We start from the raw sequence: 21102 nt of genomic DNA, 5'->3' as shown, positions 1-21102 counted from the left end.
AAACAATCAACAACATTTTGATAACATTTAACCGTATTAAAAATCCCCCTCGAAAAGCTATTTTTAGGCCAAAAAAAGTTTTTTTTAGAAGGAGAAAAACAAAGCCATCGATAACTTTTATAAAAAATAATATCAATAAACATTATTTATCAATGACTTAATTTTATATAAAACAGTTATATATGGCGTTTAATTGCAGAGAATCCGCCATCAATTTGAATAAAATGGCATTGTCGTAGTAATTTAAGCAATGAGATAGCAATCAAAGAACGGTATCCACCCGCACAATGGACAACAAAGTTATCTTTCTCTGAAGGCAGTTTGCCTTGCACAATATCGGATAACGGTAATGCCTCAGCATTAGGTAGCGCACCTTTTGCTATTTCATCTTGTTCACGCACATCTAAAATATTTAGATCTGATGCCTTCGTTACTAACGTTTCAGCAGATATATGTTCAACCTGAGACAGTGTCCCCTCAAGCGCTTGAAAACGGATATGGGTATAACCTAGTGATTGCAATGTTTCTTTTACTTGGTCTTGATTATTAGGTGAAGCAATAACGTCTAATTGAATGTTTTTATCCGGTAGCATTAATTCAAGCCACCATTTAAATTGTTTCCCGCCAAATCCAACAAATACACTACCTTCAACATGACCCGCTAAGAACTCATCAGAACTTCGCGTATCAATCAGGATTTTTTTTCTATCTGTAAAAATATGCACGTCTACTATTATCCTTTAAAAATAGAAGCTTAAGACCTTACGCTTTTCTTATAAAAAAGCCATGGGCTCAGTAACATATTTATCTACAACAATATAAGATTTACACCGTATCTCTTTATCGATAACACAGAAGAGATTTAGTCATCAAATTAACGCCGCTTGAATAACGCTCTTACGATTGCATTCGCAAGTTGCCTTAATAAGGTTTTAATAAACGATTCAGTGTATGTTTGGCGCTGAGAGCGACGAGGTTTTCGAATACTTGCACGTTCCTGTTTATCATGTTCAGCTTCTTGTGTTTGCTGCTTTTTCTGCTCTGTGCGCTTATTTAATATCTCATGGGCTGACTCACGATTCACTGCTACTTTATATTGCAGAAAATACTGACTGGCGTTTAGCATTTCAATGCGCTTATCAGCACGAATAGGACCAATTTGCGACTCTGGAGGGCGAATAGTGACATGTTCAACTACCGATGGTACACCGCCCTCTTCTAATACTGATACTAGTGCTTCACCTACGCCTAATTCACCCAGTAAGGTAACTACATCTAAATTTGGGTTATCCCTAAATGATTCAGCTGCAACTTTTACGGCTTTTCTCTCTTTTGGGGTATAGGCACGTAACGCATGTTGAATGCGATTACCCAGCTGTCCTAATACTGAATCTGGAATATCGGTTGGATTTTGACTTACAAAATAGATCCCAACCGCTTTAGAGCGGATCAAACGTACCACTTGCTCAATCTGATCTAAGAAGACCTTCGGTACATCATCAAACAGGAGATGAGCCTCATCGAAAAAGAACACAAATTTAGGTTTATCGAGATCACCGACTTCCGGTAGGTTTTCATAAAGCTCAGACAACAACCATAATAAGAAGGTTGAGTACAACTTTGGTGATTGGATCAAGGTACTGGCATCCAGAATATTTATAATGCCTCGACCATCTGCGGCTGTTTTCATGAAATCATAGTAATCCAATGCTGGCTCACCAAAAAACTCGCTACCACCTTGGCGTTTAAAGCCCAATAAACGCCGCTCAATAGCAGCAATAGAGGACTTACTGATACGTCCGTAGATCCCACCCAGTTGTTTTGAGTTGTCGCCTAAGTAATTTAGTGCGGTAGAAAAATCATCCAAATCCAACATCGGCATTTGGTTTTGTTCTGCATATTCAAACGCTAAATTAATTAGCCCTTCTTGGACATCATTACAATCTAACAAACGACTTAATAATAGCGGTCCCATGTCTTCTAACGTCGCGCGGATTTTTGCCCCTTCCTTCCCAAACAAATCCCAGAACTCAACGGGAAAAGAAGTAAATTGAAAATCATCAATGCCAATTTCACGACAACGTTTTTGAACAACTGCGTTATCAGTACCAGCCTTCGCCATACCTGATAAGTCGCCTTTTACGTCAGCAAGAAAAACGGGGACACCAAGGGATGAAAAACCCTCAGCTAAACATTGAAGTGTTACCGTTTTACCTGTACCTGTTGCTCCAGCAATAAAACCATGACGATTGGCATATTTAGGATGGATCCCAATTTTTTTTTCGCCCTTACCGATAAGAATTATGTCACTTTTCATACTCAGAGATTCTCTACATTTTATGATTCTATCTTTATCAAACTTAGACTGAAGTCCTTAAAATTACGATAAATAATCATAAACATAGCGTTACTTTTGAGGTTAAATCGAAACTATTAATTTAGGTTTAAACATAAACAACATAGCTATAATGACGAACATGAATGGAATGACAAGAAGGGTAAGCTGATACCAACCAATCATGTTATTAAGCCTGCGATGCTAGCAAGTAAAGAGACGACTGTTACTGAGCTAAACACTACAAACTCATTATATGCTTGTGCTTTATCTTCTGAACTGTGTCCATACTTGTTTTTTCACCATCACCTCCGTATAAAAAACACCCAATGAAAACACTAACATGAATATCAAGCTCTAAATAGAATCAGTTAACATGGACTTTTGATAGTTTCACTAATTATCTCCTCGATAATGGCTGTTTTCATCAAAAACCTCATATTGCACTCACCATTAACACCCAACTAAATCATCAAAAAATTGCCGTCGCTTACCAACGTTCTTTTACTGAATGATACAAACGCGATAATAAATAAGATCTCATCACATTTTTAAAGGAGCTTATCGCTCTTTTTCTCTGTACTCTATTTTCAAATACCAAGTTGTCTTATACCCAATTCTATAAAGTTTTGATTTCTCTAACACATTCATCTGTTTTTTTTGATATAACTCTTTATTGATGTATTGAAATAAAAAGGAATAACGATGGATAAGGTTACGGAAGTTATTAATTTCCTCATCGCACACAAATTACTACTAAGTGCTCTGATCATTGTGTTTATTTCACTGATCCGTCGTCTGGTTTTGACCAAAATTCGAGGGGAAGAACTCTTTCTTTCAGAAGAACAACGAAAATGGATGTCTAGAACCAAAAATGGCACCTTTTCTATTCTTATCCTTTTACTCTTCATCCTTTGGCGCTCAGAAATTAATGAGTTTGCATTATCTGTCACAGCGATCGCGGTTGCCATTGTTGTCGCATCGAAAGAAATTATTCTTTGTATTACAGGATCAATTCAACGCGCAAGCTCACGTTCGTTTCGAATCGGTGATTGGATTGAAGTGGGCAAGTTATGCGGCGAAGTCATCGAACACAATATGATGGCAACGGTTATCCAAGAAATCGATCTTCATCATGGCCAATATCATTACACAGGGAAAACAGCAACCTTACCCAATAGCATGTTTTTCACTTACCCAGTAAAAAACCTCAATTTTATGAAGCGTTATGTTTACCATAACTTTTCTATCGTCGTACCCAATTTCCTCAACCTCTACCCTTTACTACCAACTATGGTCAAAAAAATAGAGCACCATTGTGAAGATTTTATAGACGTCGCTCGTCGCTATAACAGCATGATAGAAAAACATGCGGGTGTTGATTTACCGGGCTCAGAGCCACACATCCATATCAGTAGTGGTGCGACAGGCGAACAAATTGTTCACTTCATGTTATTTTGTCCAACAGAGCAAGCGACACATTTAGAGCAAGAAATTCGACAAGATTTTATGGAAGAATACGAAAAGCATTTTCCCAACAAAGATGACTAACCTGAAAAAGAGCGAGCATTAATCTCGCTCTTTTTAATTGTAAGCAATAAAAAATACGGCTAACTTTTGACAGCTTGTTTAACATCACTTAATTGTTGATGTAATAGCGAAAATTGCTGAGTTAACTTATGCTTTGGTTGGAAATGAATAAGCGGGATTTGTTGAAAATGTGATTCTTTCATTTTGATCGATTGAGGTAGATAAGGCTCTAATACTGGGAAGCCTAATTCTTTAACACTCTCAATAATTTGACGGGGAAAATTTGCCTGAGCATTAAACATATTGACCACAATACCTTCTAATGACAACTCACGATTATGATCGTCTCGAAGCTCTGATAAATTGTCCATTAAATTGATCAATGCCTGTTGTGAAAAACTATCACAATCAAATGGGATCAATAAGTTATGCGCCGCAATTAATCCCGACTTAGTATAGAAATTTAGGTTTGGTGGGGTATCAATATAAATATGTTCATACTCTTTTTCTAATTCATCTAAAGTTTCACGTAACTTATAAATCTTATAGCGGCGTTCTAATTCTGGCTCTAATTTATCTAATTTGGGGCTCGATGGAATAAGAAATAAATTATCATAATCGGTCGGTTGGGGGTAATCCAATGTTGGTGATGCCATTGAAAACCAAGAAGCGGTTTGATTAAGTAAATCAGCAATGGTTTTATCGCTTTTTTGATTAATATCGAACCCTAAATAATGGCTTGAATTACCTTGTACATCGAGATCTATCACCAATGTCTTGTACCCTTTCGCCGCACTAATAGCTGCTAAATTTACGGTAATACTTGATTTACCCACCCCACCTTTCTGATTAAATATAATCCTGCGCATTACATCCCTTCCAATGATTAATTATTAACCAATACAATATACCCTTATATGCATATCTTTGTTAGCTAAAAACCCACACTTCTCAACGTTAAGATTGATATAACTCAAGTGGTAATCCATCTGGATCGCTAAAAAAAGTAAATTTCTTTCCCGTTAATTCATCAATACGGATCGCTTCTACCTCAATATGATGTTCAACTAAATATGCTGCTACAGATTCCACATCTTCAACTGAAAACGCCAGATGACGTAGCCCTTGGGCCTCAGGATAACTGGGTCTTTGAGGTGCATCAGGAAAAGAAAACAGTTCGATTTGGCTATTATCTGGTAAACGTAGATCGAGTTTGTACGACTGACGTTGCGCTCTATAGGTTTCATTAATGATCTCTAGTTTTAATATTTGACTATAGAAGTACTTAGAACGCTGATAATCAGAGCATATGATCGCAACATGATGCATTCCGTTAAACATAAAATGCTTTCCTTATCTGATTTTAACGAGATTAATTAGAGGGGCCATTAGTAATGTAGGCTTTTTCATAAGGGGCTAATAAATGTGGATTATTCTGAATATCCACATCTTTAATATGATTTCCTGAATAATTTAAATACGTGAGTTCTTTATTTTTTTTCACGTCAAGCGATACTAAGTGATTGAAACTCACATTAAGCACTCTTAATTTTTTATTATGCTTAATATTCAATTTATTAAGCTGGTTATTTTCAACACTAAGTAGCGCTAATTTTGGATTATGACTAACATCAAGCTGGGTTAAATGATTATGTGATAAATCTAACTGTTGTAAGTTAGGAAAGTTACTTAATTCTTTAATTTTTGATATATGTAAACCGTCACATTTCAACTCAGTAATGTGTTCGCTATATACTTTGCCTTGCAAAATGACGCAACGTTTAAAGTTAGCATCAGCAAACGGAATATCACTGATTGCCGCATAATGCTGGGCACAACCTGACAATATCAATCCACCCAAAAACAGCAATATAGATGAGAATACTTTTTTCATTTAAAAATCTTTTCTATTACCTGTATTAAAACGACGCTTAGTCTTTGCGCAATGGTCGAATCACGCTTTCGAGACCTTCAATTTTAAAATCAAGCGCCAAAGCCATCAGCATACCTAACTCACCGTCAGGAAATCCTTGTTTCTGAAACCACAATAAATACTCTTCAGGTAAGTCGATAAGGATTCGACCGGCGTACTTACCAAACGGCATTTTCATATTTGCTAATTTAATCACATGCTCTTGCTGAAACATTACTTTCTTCACATAGAAAAACAGCTAAGTATTGTAACAATGCTTAGCTGTAAATATGCGAAATTTTTGTCAATTAAAAATCAGTTGATTATCACGCTATACCGCATCCCATGACTGGGCGACCACTCTTTGCCCATCAATATACAGGCTTGCAATGTAATGACCACCAGCATTCACTTCGCCGACACCTTTTGGTGTCCCCGTCATAACAATATCACCATCTTCTAATGTCATGAATGATTGGATTTCCTGCAAAATAGCGGCAGGTTTTGTGATCATTTGAGAGCTAACGCCTCGCTGTAAAACGTCTTGTTGTTGTTCAAACACCACTTCAAATTCCGTTTCAGCAATATTAGGAAGTGGCACGAAATCACTAAAAAGCACGGATCCATCAAACGCTTTTGCTCGTTCCCACGGTAGGCCCTTTTGTTTTAAGCTCGCTTGCAATTCTCGCTTTGTTAAATCTATTCCCACTCCCGCAGCCATAAACTGACCTTGTTGGTACATAAAACAAATTTCAACTTCATAATGTACGGAATCGTTACTATGCTTAGCTTTGAGTTGTTGAGAAATGGCAGAATTGGGTTTCGTAAACAAGACAAGTTGCGTAGGAATTTCATTATTTAACTCATAGATATGCTCAACGTAATTTCGACCAACACATACCACTTTTGATGGTGTTATATACTTATCTCCAGTGGGTGAACTTAGCGTAATCTTCTGCATCAAATAATTATCCTTAATGATCATGAGTACGTCTATTATTCATATATTTATGAATGAATAAAAACATAAAAATAAAAAACAGATGCCGTTTACATTTTTACGGTTATTTGTCACACTTCATGGCTTGTTAAGTTTTAATGTTCATCTGACTTTTGTAAGCAAGACACAGAATAATATTGCGTTATTTTTGACACATCTGACTATTGACCGTTGCTCTTTATCATCGTCAACACCTGTATCTAACGCACCTTCTTGCTGTACGACATGAGAAAAATAATGAAAAAGATTTTATTAAGTACGCTTTTACTGACATCACTATTAACTGGTTGTAGTTCTTCTCCTAAAGATGCTGCTGCGCTTCCAAGCACATGGGAAGTAATGGCGATTGATGGGCATTCAGAGCCTGTAGATGCATTACCTAAAAAGCCAGAATTAGTGATTGATAATAATTTGACGGTCACTTACCACGGCTGTAATACATTAAAAGGCAAGCTGACACTAACTGGCCAGAATTTACTGACTAAAAATTTAGCGTCAACCCGTAAAATGTGTATTCAAAACGAACAAGCTATTGTTGATGGATTCGTAAAAAGAATGCTAACAGGTCCATCAGATTACCTAGTGAACCAGAACACATTGATTATCAGCTCTGAACGTCACACCGTGACATTTAAGAAAGTAAAATAATTCACCGATTGATTTCAATGCAACGGAGGCTCAATGCCTCCGTTTTTTTATGCATTAACAGTGATGAGCTCTTCTGCTATCAGTTTCAATAAAAAGGTTTCACGCTCAATCGACATCCCCTTTTTCTCAGAATGTTTCATCGTCTCTTCATTATGCGCTATCGCATCAAAAATATTGATCCATACCGGCTTCATACCATTTTTAATTTCGTAATCTTCAAAGCGAGTTGCGCCTAACTCTTTATCAATAGTACAAACGTAACAGTATGATTTCATATAAACCACATCATGATCTGGCTTATACCACGGGCGATATTCGTCATATTGACCAAACGCTTTAATATCTCGAATATTTCTTGCGCCAGTTTCTTCTTGTAATTCTCGGATCAACCCTTCGACTTTATCTTCTCCAGCATCAATGCCACCACCAGGTAAGGTGTAATCATGATAACGCTCTGTGTATAACATCAAAATATCTTCACCATTTAATACAATGGCTCTTGCGGCATCGCGTTGAAATATTGCTAAGTCCGTTGTATTAAAGTCAATATTGGCAAGATCAGGGTGAACAGATAGTTTTAAAAATCGCATATAACACAGAACTCATCACTGTCGATAACTAGGCTGCGTATTTTAGCTAACTCTGCCTATGATTACTAATGAGGGGATTTCAGGACTTGATTCATACGCTTAACAACATTCAATGTTGATTCACCACGGTGTAAGCCTAATGCTGTCAGTATACAATTAGCCCCTAGATAATGACGATTATAAAACTCACCTTTTGCATCAAATAAGGTGCTGACACCTATTTTCAGTAAATCCAGTTTATTTCTAACATTCGACGCTAACTGCCACTGGCTTAACGGCGGTAATAGATTATTTTTTAGCGGACAAGGTAAATGTCCCGGGTAGGTTTGCCACGGCGTAAGTAACGCTTCTGAATATGACTGATTAAGCCATTTCATATAGAGTTGATGTTTTACCGCTGAAGATACCGGTAACGCGAACATCACTTCCAGCATCGCTTTACTGTAAAACGGTAAGTGAAAATCTAATCGAAATTTATCCATATCTTCTAGTGCAGGAGCGATGTGTTGATGTTGATCGTTTTCCCATAAAAAGAGTTGAAACGCTTTATCTAATGGTAAGTGTGAGTACTGACATAAGCATTCAACAATATTTAGCTCTAACTGCTGCTGCAATTTCGCCCCTTGTTTTACCATTCGCTTAGGAATATAAGCATGCTGATGTTTTAAATATGCTTTTGCCACAGCAAAAGGATCGCCACTGGCACATGCGGCAAGAATCTGATCATCACAAAACACCATACCAATACATACACTGCCACCATTACCCGACCATACTAGCCTAGGCCTCTCCACTTGCAGATAAAATGGATACTGTGTCGAACGCCAATAATGTCCTAGACGTTGCTCAACAGTCTGCTCTTGAGTATCACTGACATTCACAATATGCAGTGGAAAATCATGGCATTGTGCAAAAACTTCGGCATAAACCTCATCTTGCGACCGTTGATAGGAAAAGTTCATGCATTCTAATTTTATTCCGCGCTTTAACAACTCAGCGACAATAACACGAGAATCTAACCCCCCCGACAGTGTACTGATCGCATGAAGATCATTACCTATTGCTAGGTCGACCGCTTGCTTAAAGGCATGATCCAACTGAAGTGTTCCCTCACTATCATCAATACAATTAAACGGCATATCAGACCATCGAAAGTACCGCTCTTTAACAAGTGAAGTGCTTGTTAAGGTTAATTTTTCTCCCGGTTGGATAGAGTACACTTCGTTATAGTGGGTTTTATTGCCAAGTGAATAACCGATTACCGCATATTCAGTCGCCCCTGCTAAGTTGGTCGTTAACGTCACACTCAATTCATTGAACAAACGTAAACAGGAACTAAAAATTACGCTCCCTTTATATTTCATATAATAAAGTGGACGTATTGCCAAACTATCGGCAAAAATAGTTAATGCACGCCGTTGTTTATTATAATCTAGCACGCAATACGTACCTTGAGCCTTAGCCAATAATTGTGGGAAATTCGAAAGGCTCTGCTGCAAAAGCGTATTAACGTCTTGAGTCAGTGAAGAAGACATTAAGGTATGTCCAAGAACCATAGAAAAGCGTAAATGATTTTCAGCCCAGCTCGATTCGCGATGACAATCAATGGCGACTCGGCAAAAATACAAATGATTATCGAAATACTCATGCCTTATATCGGTTGGATTACGCGATAAATGTTGAGCGATCTCTTTTTTTATGAGCAATAAATCTGAAGTCCAAGCTTCTGAAATCACACCTGCAACAATACTCATTCATCTCTCCCACTGTGAAGAATGAATATCTGCAAAAAATAAACCAACTTTTTTCAAACATAACGCTTTGTTTCATCGTTATTATATGATGCTTCTCTTTTTATTCTTTATTAATCAATGCATCTTGCTACAAATATAATAAAAAAGCTTCTCTATTAAATTTTATAGAGAAGCTTCATTTTCTATCGTAATAGACAGAGATTCATTATCAATGACGATATGATTCATAAAGGAACCAAACACGACGCTCGGTTTGATCGATCCAGTTATCAATCATACTCACTGATGAATAGTCTCCACAGTCATCACATAAAGTATGCGCAGCACGAAGTTCTGCAGCTAATTGTTTGTTATCACTACAAAGTTCAGCAAGCATATCTGCAGGTTCAACATAATCAGCATCATTGTCTAAAATACGCTGCATACGTGATATTTCACCAATAGAACGTAAAGTTTTTCCACCAATTTTACGCACACGTTCAGCAATGTCATCGGTCATTGCAAACAATTGAACACTTTGCTCATCAAGCATTAAGTGATAATCACGGAAATGTGCACCACTCATATGCCAATGGAAGTTTTTGGTCTTCATATAAATTGCATAAACATCAGCAAGGATCGCTGTTAGTGCACCACTGATCTCTTTAGTCGCGTCTACACTTAAATCTGTAGGTGTGGCTAGAGGACGAGTAAGGTGTAATTTTGCATCTTCAATTTGTGATTCATTCAAGATAGTACTCATCGTCTTTTCCTAGTATGTTATTTGTGACAACGAATTCACTATATCCCCTTTAATTTGTATGACAATATTCTTTTGTCGGTTGTTATTGCAACTTAATATTGAGCCTTTAATTACTTGTATCAAAAATCAATAATATTTAATTTACTGCAAGCTCCTGATTGAATTTAATAAATAATATTCATCTAATATTTTTCGATATAAAATTACCTTATATCTACAGCAACAGTATTTGTTATAAATAAAACCATATTTGCCAAAAACTTAAGCATAATGTAAAAAGTTATTTAATTTAAAAATAAAAATAGGAAGGCAATAATGCAGTCATCTACCTACCACATTGGTGAAGCAGGTAAAGCTTGGGGAAGCGACGAAAAAGCACAATGGTTAGCACAGACAACCATTAAACGTTCTTACCTTGAGCAAGTTGTGACAAAAATTGATGCATTGAAAAATGATTTTGATGTCACTCAGTATGGTGCTCTGTCTTATGCCCCTGATAAATACCCTCTTTTTGCGATAAAATCGCGTAATTGGGATAGCAATAAACCAACAATTTTAATTACCGGTGGTATTCACGGTTATGAAACGAGCGGTGTCCACGGCGCACTTGCATTTGCCGCTTTAGAAGCTAAACACTACAGTGATGATTTTAATATTCTGATTGCGCCTTGTGTGAGCCCTTGGGGCTATGAAACCATCAACCGTTGGAACCCTAACGCTGTTGATCCTAACCGCTCATTCATCCCCAATAGCCCAGCAGAAGAATCAGCGGCTTTAATGCGCTTAGTTCAAGAGCAAAAAACATCATTTCTAGCGCATATTGATCTTCATGAAACGACAGATACCGACGAGTCCGAGTTTCGTCCTGCACTAGCAGCGCGTGACGGTAAAGAATATATTGAAGACAGTGTACCTGACGGCTTCTATGTGGTTGGTGATACTGAAAACCCTCAAGATGCTTTCCAAACTGCAATTATTGATGAAGTACGCCACGTTACCCATATAGCGCCACCTGATGACAACGGGAATATTATTGGTGAAGCGATTACCCAAGAAGGCGTAATTAACTACCCATTAAAAGCATTAGGATTATGTGCAAGCGTAACAGATGCGTTGTATACCTCGACGACCGAAGTCTATCCTGATAGCCCGCGCGTGACAGAAAAAGAATGTAATATGGCGCAAGTTGCCGCAATTAAAGGTGCATTAGACTATTTAAAGCAACACGTTAAATAATAAATAATGTTCAGCTAACCTTGTTATTTTATATGCAAGGTTAGCGTTTTCTATCTTTTGTTTTGTTATTTTTAACATCTAAATACCAACGTTTGAATTGCAGATTTATATTCCCCATAATAAAGCCATCACTCACCTCGAATTTGGCAAGCCGATATGGATATCTTTTTCAAACACATTGATAGCCCATTAGGGAAAATGACTCTCACGGCAAACGATAATGCACTACTTTCTGTTTGGTTTGAAAGCCATACTATCCCCTCTTTACATCACGCCATACTCAAACCAGACCATGCTATCTTGCTGCAATGTGAGGAACAATTAGCTGAATACTTTTCAGGTGATAGAAAACAATTTTCAGTACCGTTATCGTTTCAAGGCACACAATTTCAAGAACGTCTATGGCAAACATTAACGACAATTCCCTATGGTCAGACATGGCACTATCAACAATTAGCAAATGCTATTGATAATCCAAACGCGTGTCGTGCTGTCGGTAGCGCTAACGGTAAAAATACCTTATCCGTTATTGTACCGTGCCACCGAGTGATCACTAAAAGTGGTAATTTAGGAGGATATGCGGGAGGAAATCATATTAAGCAACAGTTACTCGCACTAGAAAGTCAGTTTAAATAATAAAATGCACCCACTCTGACTATATTTTTCTATTGATAAACTCATCTACAACAGCAGATACCTGCCATACTTACTGTTAAATGTCGCGTTTATGAGTAGCATATAAGTAAAAGAGAATCGGCGTTTTAAAATAAACCAAGGCGAAGATATGAGGAGGCAATGATGGCCACAGCAATCTCTGTCGAACAATATTTATCACACCATAATATTGAACTTAAACTAACTCACCATCGTCCTACCGACTCATCCTTTAATTCCGCAATGTCAGCACACGTTCCCACAACGAAGGTGGCTAAATCTGTCATCTTAAAAGATCAACAACACAACTACCTCATGGCTGTAATACCGGCAAATCGTCGCGTTATGTTAGATAAGGTGAGTAAAATTACGGGTAAAAAGTACTATTTAGTTGGTGAACACGAACTGTCATCGCTATTCCAAGACTGTAGCCCCGGCGCGATCCCCAATCTAGGGCAGATCTATCATCTGGATATGATCGTCGATGACATACTGTTTGATATCAACGACATTTACCTTGAAGCGGGTGATCATGAAAATCTTATTCACCTCACCACCGAGCAATTTAAAAAAGTCATGACCAACATCAGTCATCATACAATTAGTGGCTACAGAATGTTATTTACTCAACAGCATGAAAGTAGTTATTGGGATTGGGACTAGCCCTATCATGCTTCATTTGACTAGATATAATAAAGCACATCATCACATTGGGTTTTATGATGATGCTTTGCGAATGCTGTTAGATACAACAGTGTTCGTATTTCCTACCTATTCATCAATCATTTCACACCAAGATGTTCCTGTGGGGATCTGCATGGCTTTACGCTCTGGGGTAGAGCTAACGGAGAGATCTCGCTGCAATATTGCTCCAGCCGCTAACACCATTCGCTCATAGACTAACGGATCAAACATACGCCCTGTTTGTCCCCATTCCACGGTATAACGACCACAACCCAGTGCTATACCCTCATTTTGTGAAAGAAATAAAAACCTATCCTGCAAGCCAAAGTGCTCATACATCATGTAAGACTGAAATAACATTGCCATATCTTCTTTGCGGTTACTGTAACCATATAAATCACTCGCACCTTCTACCTCAAAATGCGCACCAACTTGTAAAGCAGTGAGTGTACTAACCTCATAGCTTGGCGTAACACCGTCATACAGTACATTGGCTGCATCAAACAAAAGATCATCTTGCAGTGGAAACCGATCATAGAGAGTCTGATTTAATGGGGTCATCGAGTTGATGTTTTGATAAATAGTCCGATGAGGATCGAGTGATGTTAGGGAAGCAGGTGGAATCGCATCCACCGCATGCGCCAATTCATGCACCAATAGCCTAAATAAGGCGGGTAATAACTGATCAGTAGTACGCATCGTATTATTTTCTGCATACTCATTGCTCACCCAAGGCGCATAGTTTCCCTCACTATCGACACTTTGCCTTACCGCCAAAAACGGTACATTAACCTGAAATTGATCACGAAAGTCCGGCTTAGCAATAATTGTTAGCCACTCCTGCTCGTTGCGCCATAAATAACGAGGATCAATATAAATGGTTGCAGTATTAGCACTATAAAAAGAAGGACGAATATCATCAGCAATGACGATAGCACTGACGGAGCGAAATAAAGGCAAGACGTCAGACGGAAGCAACGCTAAAGCAGATAAAAATTGCTCGGCCATCCAAGGGTGAGAAACAAAGATTCGTTGCTCAATATCCGTCAATGTCACTGCAGTGTTGAACGTTAACCCTATCGGTGGGAATTGGCTGACTAAACAGCTATTTCGATAATTTTTGGCGCACGCAAGATACTGATTAGGTGTTGTAGCAGAGTGTGCGGTAACCCTACTGAGATCAGGGTCCCCTTCCGCATGTAGCTCTATCTCTTGGTGATTATCATCACAAGCGGTAAGTAATAGCGAAAAAGCCACGATAAAAAGAAAAGAAGACAGATATCTACAGTTCGAACTCAACCACATTTCGCATCTCCTTATCTCACTATTTTCTAAGTGTAGCGGAAGGAAAATACTGATAAGTATTACCACTAATGCAAAGTTTCAAATATCGTGATCAAGCTTCACTATCGGAGATATTCCCGCTAACAAATATTGACTAAAAAGCGAATAAATCTATTCTGGAATAGAGCAACAGAGATGCATGTCGCACAGATTACTGTTTCCAATTTTTGACTATGGAAGGTGTTAAATGGATTTACTTCGTGGCTTATATTCACTACTTGAATCATTCTTTGAATAACGCAAGCAATACAATCATCTCGAGTATCAAGCCGTAATTCAGTATTACGGCTTTTCTTTTTCAGATGTATTCATAATTATTTATTAAGAAAGACTCCTATAGATGTATAAGCCTGCTCACACTCTCTTTTTACTATGTTTTCCATATTTAAGAAGGCATGGATCATTTGGTCAAAATGGATATGCTCTGCTTCTACACCTTGCTTTTTTAACGCTTCGACATACGCGATACCTTCATCTTTTAGTGGGCAAAACTCAGCCGTGATCACTAAGCTTTCAGGCAGCGCCATACTATAGGGTCCCCACACAGGTGATGCTTTACGTCTATCTTCATTATGCTGAAAGTAATTCGAGAAATACCATTCAATACTAGACTGTTGTAGCAAATACCCCATACCGTTTTGATTAACAGATGGAAAACTTAATGTGTAATCAAGGCTTGGGTAAATGAGTACTTGCTTGGTAATTTCAACCTCATCATCAAATTGTGCCATTCGTGCTAACGTGGCACAAATAGCACCACCCGCTGAATCTCCAGCAATAGAAAGTTGCGGTACAAAATTTAACTCAGCACGGATCAAAGTTTGAAACAGCGATTGTAAAACCAAATAACCATCATCAATCGCGGCAGGATAAGGGTGTTCGGGAGCAAGAGGATATTCAACCGATACAACAATAAACTGACTATGTTGTGCTAATTTCCGACAAATAGGATCGTAAACCTCGACACTACCCGACATATGCCCACCACCATGAAAAAAAACTAATACGGGGAGTGCCGTCTCTGGTTGAGGATGATAAATGCGAATAGGCACTTTATCTTTAATCGTTAAGTTCTCAATTAACGCAATATCGGGAATCTCGGTGACTAGCTCACGAGTAATGGCAGCAAGACCTTCTCTCACCGTTGGTACGGTAAACGGAATACCACTGGCAATGGTTTCATCCATCACTTTATTAAAGCTATTAAGCCATTGTTCTAATAAAGTCGTTAATTGGCGCATATCTATCCTTTATATAGGCATTGACCGTTACCCTAAAATAATTAGGGCGTTAATTTTGATAACTCTTCAATATCAACAGGCTGAGTATAATCAACAGATGATAAACCAAAGCCATTAAGGGCTAAAAAAGCTGACTTGTATCCAGCATAGTCGCCAACCTGTCTAAAGTTGTCAGCGTTCATTTCTGCCATTAATTTGTTTACTTGTAACTGTACTTCAGGTTTTAGTTCCCAATCGTCCATTCTGATCAGAGCCTGATCTGATTGCTCGTCTAAATCATTACGCTGTTTTGTTTCAGTATCAGCCGATGAATAAATTTTTTGAGCAAAAAGACGCTGCATTTGTTCAATACACCCTTCATGATTTCCTATTTGCTTCATCACTTTAAATAACACCAATATATAGGGCGAAAATGTCGGTATAAAGACACTGGCTTTTGTCACTAATGCTTTGCACACCACTACGTTAGCTTGACCATTGATCATCTGAGCTAATTGTTGATTAATTGCGTGCGCGGTTTGATGTAAATGCTGCTTGGCAATACCAAGCGTCCCATGATGATAAATAGGGTATGTCGACTCAGGACCGATATATGAGTAAGCCAAAGTTTTAGCTTTTGGGGCTAACAGGTTTTCAGATAACAAAAAGTTTATCCATTGTTGCCAATCTTCACCGCCCATCACTTTTGTTGTAGCGAAAATTTCCTCGTCACTAGCAGCAGTTAGTTCCGCAGGGACTAATTTATCTTTTTCTAAATCAACACTATAACCAGAAAAATTTTCACCCACGGTTTTTAAACATGAACGCCATACCTTACCCGTTTCAGGATCGGGACGAATACCAGTTGCTAGGCTATAAATTACTAAATCAACATGTCCGCCAAACTCATCACGTATTGTTTGCGCTACGTGTTGACGCACTTCATCTGAAAATGCATCACCCACAATATTTTTGGCAGTATAGCCTTGCTGCTCAGCCGCTTGCTTAAAGAAAATATTGTTATACCAACCCGCAGAGCCTATTCCCTTATCACTTGGACCTCGTTCATAAGAGACACCCAAGGTTTCCGCTTGCGCACCACCAAAGGTCAACGCAATACGTGATGCCAGCCCAAATCCAGATGACGCACCTAAAATTAATACTCGGAGAGGACCTTGTGTGATCGGCGCAACAGACTGTACATAATCAATCTGCTGTTGTACTGCTTGCTGGCAACCATAAGGGTGTGCTGTTCGTGCCACAACACCTTGAATTTCAGGTTGAATCACCATTGAACCATTCCTCTTATCGATTAATACATCATCGTTTACTGATCAGCATGCCATACATGCCAATAATAAAACCTGATGATTAACTGATAACGTCATATTTACATCACCGATAAGTCAAAATTTAAACATTTTATAGATTTCACCATTAAAAATGATTCATATTTGCATCAAAAAATATTAACCAAAGTATTTTTTTGTCTTATTGAGCCAAAAATCAATAGCCATAGCTTTATTTAAAATCCGATCAAATATCAAACTGACGGTCGCACTTTAAATTTTTGCAGGAAGCAATGATGAAGGTATGGACGAGTGTTTTTATAGTTTTACTGTTAAGTTTTAGTTCTAGCGGATATGCAAAGATCTCATTACAACAGCAAGCCAAAGTTATTTATGAAGAAACAAAACTTAAGAAGCACTTAGACTTCAATATTTTTATGACGGCTTATAAAGAACATATTCGTGTTGCAGATAAACCGATTATGTCGATTATTGATTACAGCCAGCCATCGAATAACCGCCGATTTTTTATTATTGATACCGATAAGAAAAAACTGCTTTACCGTACTTTTGTTTCACACGGCATCAATAGCGGCAATCTTTATGCTACACAATTCTCTAATATTGTTGACAGTAAACAAACCAGCTTAGGCACCTATCGTGTTGCTGAGGCCTATCATGGTAAGTATGGACTTTCTTTACGTCTTGATGGGATGAGTCCATCAAATTCTAATGCAAGAAAACGTGCGATTGTGCTGCATGGGGCAAAATACGCAGAGCCAAGTACCATTAAAAAATTAGGTATGCTTGGACGTAGCTGGGGGTGTCCAGCCATTCCAATGAAGTTAACCAAAAAAGTCGTCAACTTGTTAAAGGAAGGCGGTTCAATTTACGCTCATGCGCGATCATAATTCGCTTTATTGTTTGCAAAATGCCATTTAGAAAGCTCGTTTTAGCACGAGTTTTCTTTATTCACTTCTGAGATATCTCTTCTTTTCGACCATCACATACTGCAACCAAGCCCACGCTGAGTCGTGTAAACAATGTATTGTCTTTTAGATAATTGGCACAGAATATTCATACATCTCTTCTATATACCATCACCGATCTAATAAGCACGTTCAATATGGGAGGGGGTTATGATGTTTTCACTTTTTTTCCGTCTAAAACTCAAATATCTCATTATCGCATCTTTACTTTTTAGTAGTCCTTACGCTAACGCAATGAGAGCAACACACGCTTGGAAGGTTTACGACCATGCTCAGCTCCAAAATTACGTTGAGTTTGATATATTTCTCAATGCTTATCGTGAGCATTTACGGGTTGCCAACAAACCTATAATGTCGATTATTGATTACTCTCAACCTTCTGACTCTAAAAGATTTTTAATCATAGATATCGAGAAAAGAGCCCTACTCCATCGAACTTTTGTCACTCACGGTATAAACAGCGGCAAACTGTATGCTACCCAATTTTCCAACACGGTGAACAGTAGGCAAACCAGCTTAGGTACTTACCGTGTTGGTGAAGCTTATTATGGTAAATACGGTATTTCTTTACGATTAGATGGCATGAGCCCTAGTAATTCAAATGCGCGAAAACGTGCAATTGTATTACACGGTGCAAGCTACGCTGAGCCAAATGTTATTCATGCTATTGGGATGCTAGGCCGCAGTTGGGGATGTCCGGCGATATCACGAGAGATCACGCCAGAAATCGTAGACCTACTTAAAGAAGGGGGCTCTATTTATGCTCACGCCCATAACAACAGACACAATAAATAAACGGTTCTATCATGCTAGTGACTGAAACACGCAACCACCAGTAACAATAAAAAAATAACGCCAATAAATTTCAGTAATAAACCTAAAGAAGCGCCACCTTTAGGGGCTTTGTTACAACAGCTCATACATTGTCTATTCATAAAATAATAAGAGTCATAAGCATAAAGGTTCCAGTAAAGGGAAGGTCAATACCTCGTCTAATAAAACTAAGCCCATACATATAAAATCGATGTATGGGCTTAGTCTAATAAATCATCACATTCGTTTATAAATATAACTGAATCTTACTTAGCGCTAGAGAATAACACGATTGCATCGTGAACCCCTTGGATCCCCATCTGCATACCAATCACGGCTAAAATTAATCCCATTAAGCGCGTAATAATACTGATCCCACTTTGACCAATTTTTTCTATCAGTTTAGGGCCATAAATAAAGCAAAAAAACGTGATAACACACAGTAAAGCAAAGGCAGAAACCGTCACAAGAATATGAAACATCCCCCCTGCTGCAGAGTAGTTCATCGCTGTCGCAATCGTACCAGGGCCTGCAAGTAACGGTAGAGCCAATGGAGAAATCGCAATATCAGCCCCACTACCAGATGTTTCTTCTTCCTTTGTTTCATGCATACTTGATGTATTACCTTGCAGCATGTGATAACCAACAAGAAAGACTAAAACTCCCCCCGCTAAACGTAATGCAGGTAGCGTAATACCAAATACACTAAAGATCCCTTTTCCTAAAAAACAGAACGTTGTGATAATACAAAAAGCCGTAACCAGAGCCTTAACGGCAATTGCTCTTGTTTGTTTTGCTGGCATTCCACCTGTCATTCCCACAAATACTGCCGTATTCGCAAAGGGATTCATCATCGCGAAAAAGCCCATGAATACAGTAATAGCGACTGTTATTAAGTCGTGCATGCAACCTCTCTCTCTATAAGATTTATAATTAAAACAACACATTCCTGAATGAATCATATTTAATAAAAATAAAATAGCAAAAACAACACAGCAACAAAAACAAACAATTTCTCAACCTTTGAGGTATTTTCGCTCACATTACCAACAATAATGCTTAAAACTCATCATTAAAAACACAACTAATTACCGATAGAACAGATTGCAACATAAATATAACTACATGATTTAAATCACATTTAATATTTTTAGATGTGAAATGAAATAGAAATAAGACAAAAACAACTCATTGCATATAAAAGCGTGATAAAGATATTGTGCGCTCTCAAAATTTTGCTTTCATTCTGCTGCAATATCACTCGCAATTGATATTATCTTTATACGGTTGAAGACAACGGAATTCCCCATGGAGGGGACAACCTCAGTAGGCTGATATAGGGATGGTAGCCACATATCTATGGATGGCACAGCTTCAGTAGGTTGTTGAAAGGATTTGTTCAGGAAGAACCAACCGTACAATTCCCCCAGCAAAATTGCTCCCAGGAATTGGAGTGATTGCATAATCTTATTTTTTATAGATTTGTTTAAAATTGCAGAAATAAAAAAGCCCGCAACCAATTGCGGGCTTTTTTATTTGGCTCCTCCTGCTGGACTTGAACCAGCGACATACGGATTAACAGTCCGCCGTTCTACCGACTGAACTAAGGAGGAATTATAATGGTGGTGGGGGAAGGATTCGAACCTTCGAAGGCAGTGCCGGCAGATTTACAATCTGCTCCCTTTGGCCACTCGGGAACCCCACCGAAATAATGGTGCCGACTACCGGAGTCGAACTGGTGACCTACTGATTACAAGTCAGTTGCTCTACCTACTGAGCTAAGTCGGCACATTAATTCGTTATTGCCAAGCTATCCAGCTAAACAATGAAATATGGCGGAGAGATAGGGATTTGAACCCTAGATACGCTATAAACGTATGCCGGTTTTCAAGACCGGTGCTTTCAACCACTCAGCCATCTCTCCGTAAGTGCGGCGTATGATAGCGATCACATTTTACATTGTAAAGTGCCTCATAAACCGTATGCGTAACTTTTACACATTCAAACGATAGCGCGAAGAATTACACATCAGCTCATAAGAATTAGTGCAATTTGCTGTTTAAAACGCATACAAAAACTCATCGCTATTTTCTATAAGTCACTATTTAAATACGCCTGAATCTCAGTTTGAACACGCTCAAACTCAGCTTCTACGAGGTAATAAGCTTGGTCTGATGAAAAATGTAACTCATCTTGCTTTAGACAAATATTAATGACCGTTTGATCTGCGAAAAACAACATAATAAATGAACTATCAAATTCAACACGCAAGATCGCTGCTTTATTCACTGTAAGATTATTATCAATTATCAATCCACGTTTCATGATAAATACCGATTCAAAAATTCTGCTGTTACCATAA

22 protein-coding genes and 4 tRNA genes are annotated in these 21102 nt (G+C 38.2%); 7 read left to right on the top strand and 19 right to left on the bottom strand.

The genetic code is table 11. The annotated features are described in order from the left end of the window. Positions 1–176: 176 nt before the first annotated feature. On the bottom strand, positions 177–725 hold the full coding sequence (locus tag C9J46_RS07605; protein WP_107290724.1) for a rhodanese-like domain-containing protein: 549 nt from the start codon (positions 723–725) through the stop codon (positions 177–179). A gap of 149 nt (positions 726–874) precedes the next feature. Beyond that, positions 875–2317, bottom strand: a complete 1443-nt coding sequence (locus tag C9J46_RS07600; RefSeq protein WP_107290723.1) for a helicase HerA-like domain-containing protein — start codon at positions 2315–2317, stop codon at positions 875–877. A 723-nt stretch (positions 2318–3040) separates the two neighbouring features. Here C9J46_RS07600 and C9J46_RS07595 point away from each other — a divergent pair. Continuing rightward, positions 3041–3886 carry a mechanosensitive ion channel family protein gene (locus tag C9J46_RS07595; protein WP_107259870.1) on the top strand — a complete coding sequence of 282 codons (846 nt, stop codon included), beginning with the start codon at positions 3041–3043 and terminating at the stop codon, positions 3884–3886. Between the two features lie 59 nt (positions 3887–3945). Here C9J46_RS07595 and C9J46_RS07590 read toward each other — a convergent pair whose 3' ends face one another. From C9J46_RS07590 to C9J46_RS07570, 5 genes are all read right to left on the bottom strand, one after another. Continuing rightward, entirely contained in the window at positions 3946–4734 is a 789-nt protein-coding gene (locus C9J46_RS07590; RefSeq protein ID WP_107290722.1) for a ParA family protein, read from the bottom strand. A gap of 88 nt (positions 4735–4822) precedes the next feature. Further along, the gene (locus tag C9J46_RS07585) at positions 4823–5206 is read right to left on the bottom strand and encodes a VOC family protein (RefSeq protein ID WP_107290721.1); all 384 of its coding nucleotides are present in this window, start codon (positions 5204–5206) and stop codon (positions 4823–4825) included. A 31-nt stretch (positions 5207–5237) separates the two neighbouring features. Beyond that, the gene (locus C9J46_RS07580; protein WP_107290720.1) at positions 5238–5759 is read right to left on the bottom strand and encodes a hypothetical protein; all 522 of its coding nucleotides are present in this window, start codon (positions 5757–5759) and stop codon (positions 5238–5240) included. Between the two features lie 37 nt (positions 5760–5796). Continuing rightward, the gene (locus tag C9J46_RS07575; RefSeq protein ID WP_107207062.1) at positions 5797–6012 is read right to left on the bottom strand and encodes a DUF3820 family protein; all 216 of its coding nucleotides are present in this window, start codon (positions 6010–6012) and stop codon (positions 5797–5799) included. 96 nt (positions 6013–6108) lie between these two features. After that, positions 6109–6738 (bottom strand): fumarylacetoacetate hydrolase family protein, encoded by a 630-nt coding sequence (locus C9J46_RS07570; protein WP_107290719.1) that lies wholly within the window; start codon positions 6736–6738, stop codon positions 6109–6111. A 276-nt stretch (positions 6739–7014) separates the two neighbouring features. On the opposite strand from C9J46_RS07570, the gene C9J46_RS07565 reads away from it, so the two are divergent. Beyond that, positions 7015–7425 carry an META domain-containing protein gene (locus tag C9J46_RS07565; RefSeq protein WP_107207064.1) on the top strand — a complete coding sequence of 137 codons (411 nt, stop codon included), beginning with the start codon at positions 7015–7017 and terminating at the stop codon, positions 7423–7425. Positions 7426–7472: 47 nt separating this feature from the next. Here the strand turns inward: C9J46_RS07565 and C9J46_RS07560 are convergent, their stop codons facing one another. The 3 genes from C9J46_RS07560 to C9J46_RS07550 form a co-directional block, all read right to left on the bottom strand. Next, on the bottom strand, positions 7473–8015 hold the full coding sequence (locus tag C9J46_RS07560; RefSeq protein ID WP_107207065.1) for an NUDIX domain-containing protein: 543 nt from the start codon (positions 8013–8015) through the stop codon (positions 7473–7475). A gap of 65 nt (positions 8016–8080) precedes the next feature. Continuing rightward, the gene (locus tag C9J46_RS07555) at positions 8081–9769 is read right to left on the bottom strand and encodes an asparagine synthase-related protein (protein ID WP_107290718.1); all 1689 of its coding nucleotides are present in this window, start codon (positions 9767–9769) and stop codon (positions 8081–8083) included. 208 nt (positions 9770–9977) lie between these two features. Next, positions 9978–10511, bottom strand: a complete 534-nt coding sequence (locus C9J46_RS07550) for a Dps family protein (RefSeq protein WP_107207067.1) — start codon at positions 10509–10511, stop codon at positions 9978–9980. A 315-nt stretch (positions 10512–10826) separates the two neighbouring features. Between C9J46_RS07550 and C9J46_RS07545 the strand changes: the two genes are divergently transcribed. The 3 genes from C9J46_RS07545 (at position 10827) to C9J46_RS07535 (ending at position 13064) form a co-directional block, all read left to right on the top strand. After that, entirely contained in the window at positions 10827–11747 is a 921-nt protein-coding gene (locus C9J46_RS07545; RefSeq protein WP_107207068.1) for a M14 family metallocarboxypeptidase, read from the top strand. 156 nt (positions 11748–11903) lie between these two features. Continuing rightward, a complete protein-coding gene (locus C9J46_RS07540; RefSeq protein ID WP_107290717.1) occupies positions 11904–12383 on the top strand; it encodes a methylated-DNA--[protein]-cysteine S-methyltransferase in 480 nt (159 codons plus the stop codon). 159 nt (positions 12384–12542) lie between these two features. Then, on the top strand, positions 12543–13064 hold the full coding sequence (locus C9J46_RS07535) for a YbaK/EbsC family protein (RefSeq protein ID WP_233217719.1): 522 nt from the start codon (positions 12543–12545) through the stop codon (positions 13062–13064). A gap of 108 nt (positions 13065–13172) precedes the next feature. On the opposite strand, the gene C9J46_RS07530 is transcribed toward C9J46_RS07535, so the two are convergent. From C9J46_RS07530 to fabV, 3 genes are all read right to left on the bottom strand, one after another. After that, the gene (locus C9J46_RS07530; RefSeq protein WP_107290715.1) at positions 13173–14390 is read right to left on the bottom strand and encodes a hypothetical protein; all 1218 of its coding nucleotides are present in this window, start codon (positions 14388–14390) and stop codon (positions 13173–13175) included. Positions 14391–14743: 353 nt separating this feature from the next. After that, positions 14744–15670 carry an alpha/beta hydrolase gene (locus C9J46_RS07525; RefSeq protein WP_107290714.1) on the bottom strand — a complete coding sequence of 309 codons (927 nt, stop codon included), beginning with the start codon at positions 15668–15670 and terminating at the stop codon, positions 14744–14746. A 41-nt stretch (positions 15671–15711) separates the two neighbouring features. After that, positions 15712–16941, bottom strand: coding sequence for an enoyl-ACP reductase FabV (gene fabV / locus C9J46_RS07520; RefSeq protein WP_107290713.1), 1230 nt, complete (start codon positions 16939–16941; stop codon positions 15712–15714). Between the two features lie 293 nt (positions 16942–17234). Here fabV and C9J46_RS07515 point away from each other — a divergent pair, with 293 nt between their 5' ends. Both C9J46_RS07515 and C9J46_RS07510 read left to right on the top strand, forming a co-directional pair. Continuing rightward, entirely contained in the window at positions 17235–17849 is a 615-nt protein-coding gene (locus tag C9J46_RS07515) for a murein L,D-transpeptidase catalytic domain family protein (protein ID WP_107207074.1), read from the top strand. A 228-nt stretch (positions 17850–18077) separates the two neighbouring features. Further along, on the top strand, positions 18078–18722 hold the full coding sequence (locus C9J46_RS07510; RefSeq protein ID WP_107207075.1) for a murein L,D-transpeptidase catalytic domain family protein: 645 nt from the start codon (positions 18078–18080) through the stop codon (positions 18720–18722). 284 nt (positions 18723–19006) lie between these two features. Here C9J46_RS07510 and C9J46_RS07505 read toward each other — a convergent pair whose 3' ends face one another. The 6 genes from C9J46_RS07505 to C9J46_RS07475 form a co-directional block, all read right to left on the bottom strand. Next, complete coding sequence (locus C9J46_RS07505; RefSeq protein WP_107207076.1) at positions 19007–19645, bottom strand: MarC family protein; 639 nt, start codon at positions 19643–19645, stop codon at positions 19007–19009. Positions 19646–20277: 632 nt separating this feature from the next. Continuing rightward, positions 20278–20353: transfer RNA gene (locus C9J46_RS07495), tRNA-Asn, on the bottom strand. Between the two features lie 7 nt (positions 20354–20360). After that, positions 20361–20445 (bottom strand) — tRNA-Tyr (locus tag C9J46_RS07490). A 7-nt stretch (positions 20446–20452) separates the two neighbouring features. Continuing rightward, positions 20453–20528: transfer RNA gene (locus tag C9J46_RS07485), tRNA-Thr, on the bottom strand. Between the two features lie 45 nt (positions 20529–20573). Then, positions 20574–20664: transfer RNA gene (locus tag C9J46_RS07480), tRNA-Ser, on the bottom strand. A gap of 167 nt (positions 20665–20831) precedes the next feature. Beyond that, entirely contained in the window at positions 20832–21065 is a 234-nt protein-coding gene (locus C9J46_RS07475) for a hypothetical protein (protein WP_107259928.1), read from the bottom strand. Positions 21066–21102: the final 37 nt, after the last annotated feature.

It is taken from the genome of Photobacterium sp. GB-36 (assembly GCF_003026135.1).
Classification (GTDB): Bacteria; Pseudomonadota; Gammaproteobacteria; order Enterobacterales; family Vibrionaceae; genus Photobacterium.
This window is presented reverse-complemented; position numbering and strand designations above follow the sequence as displayed.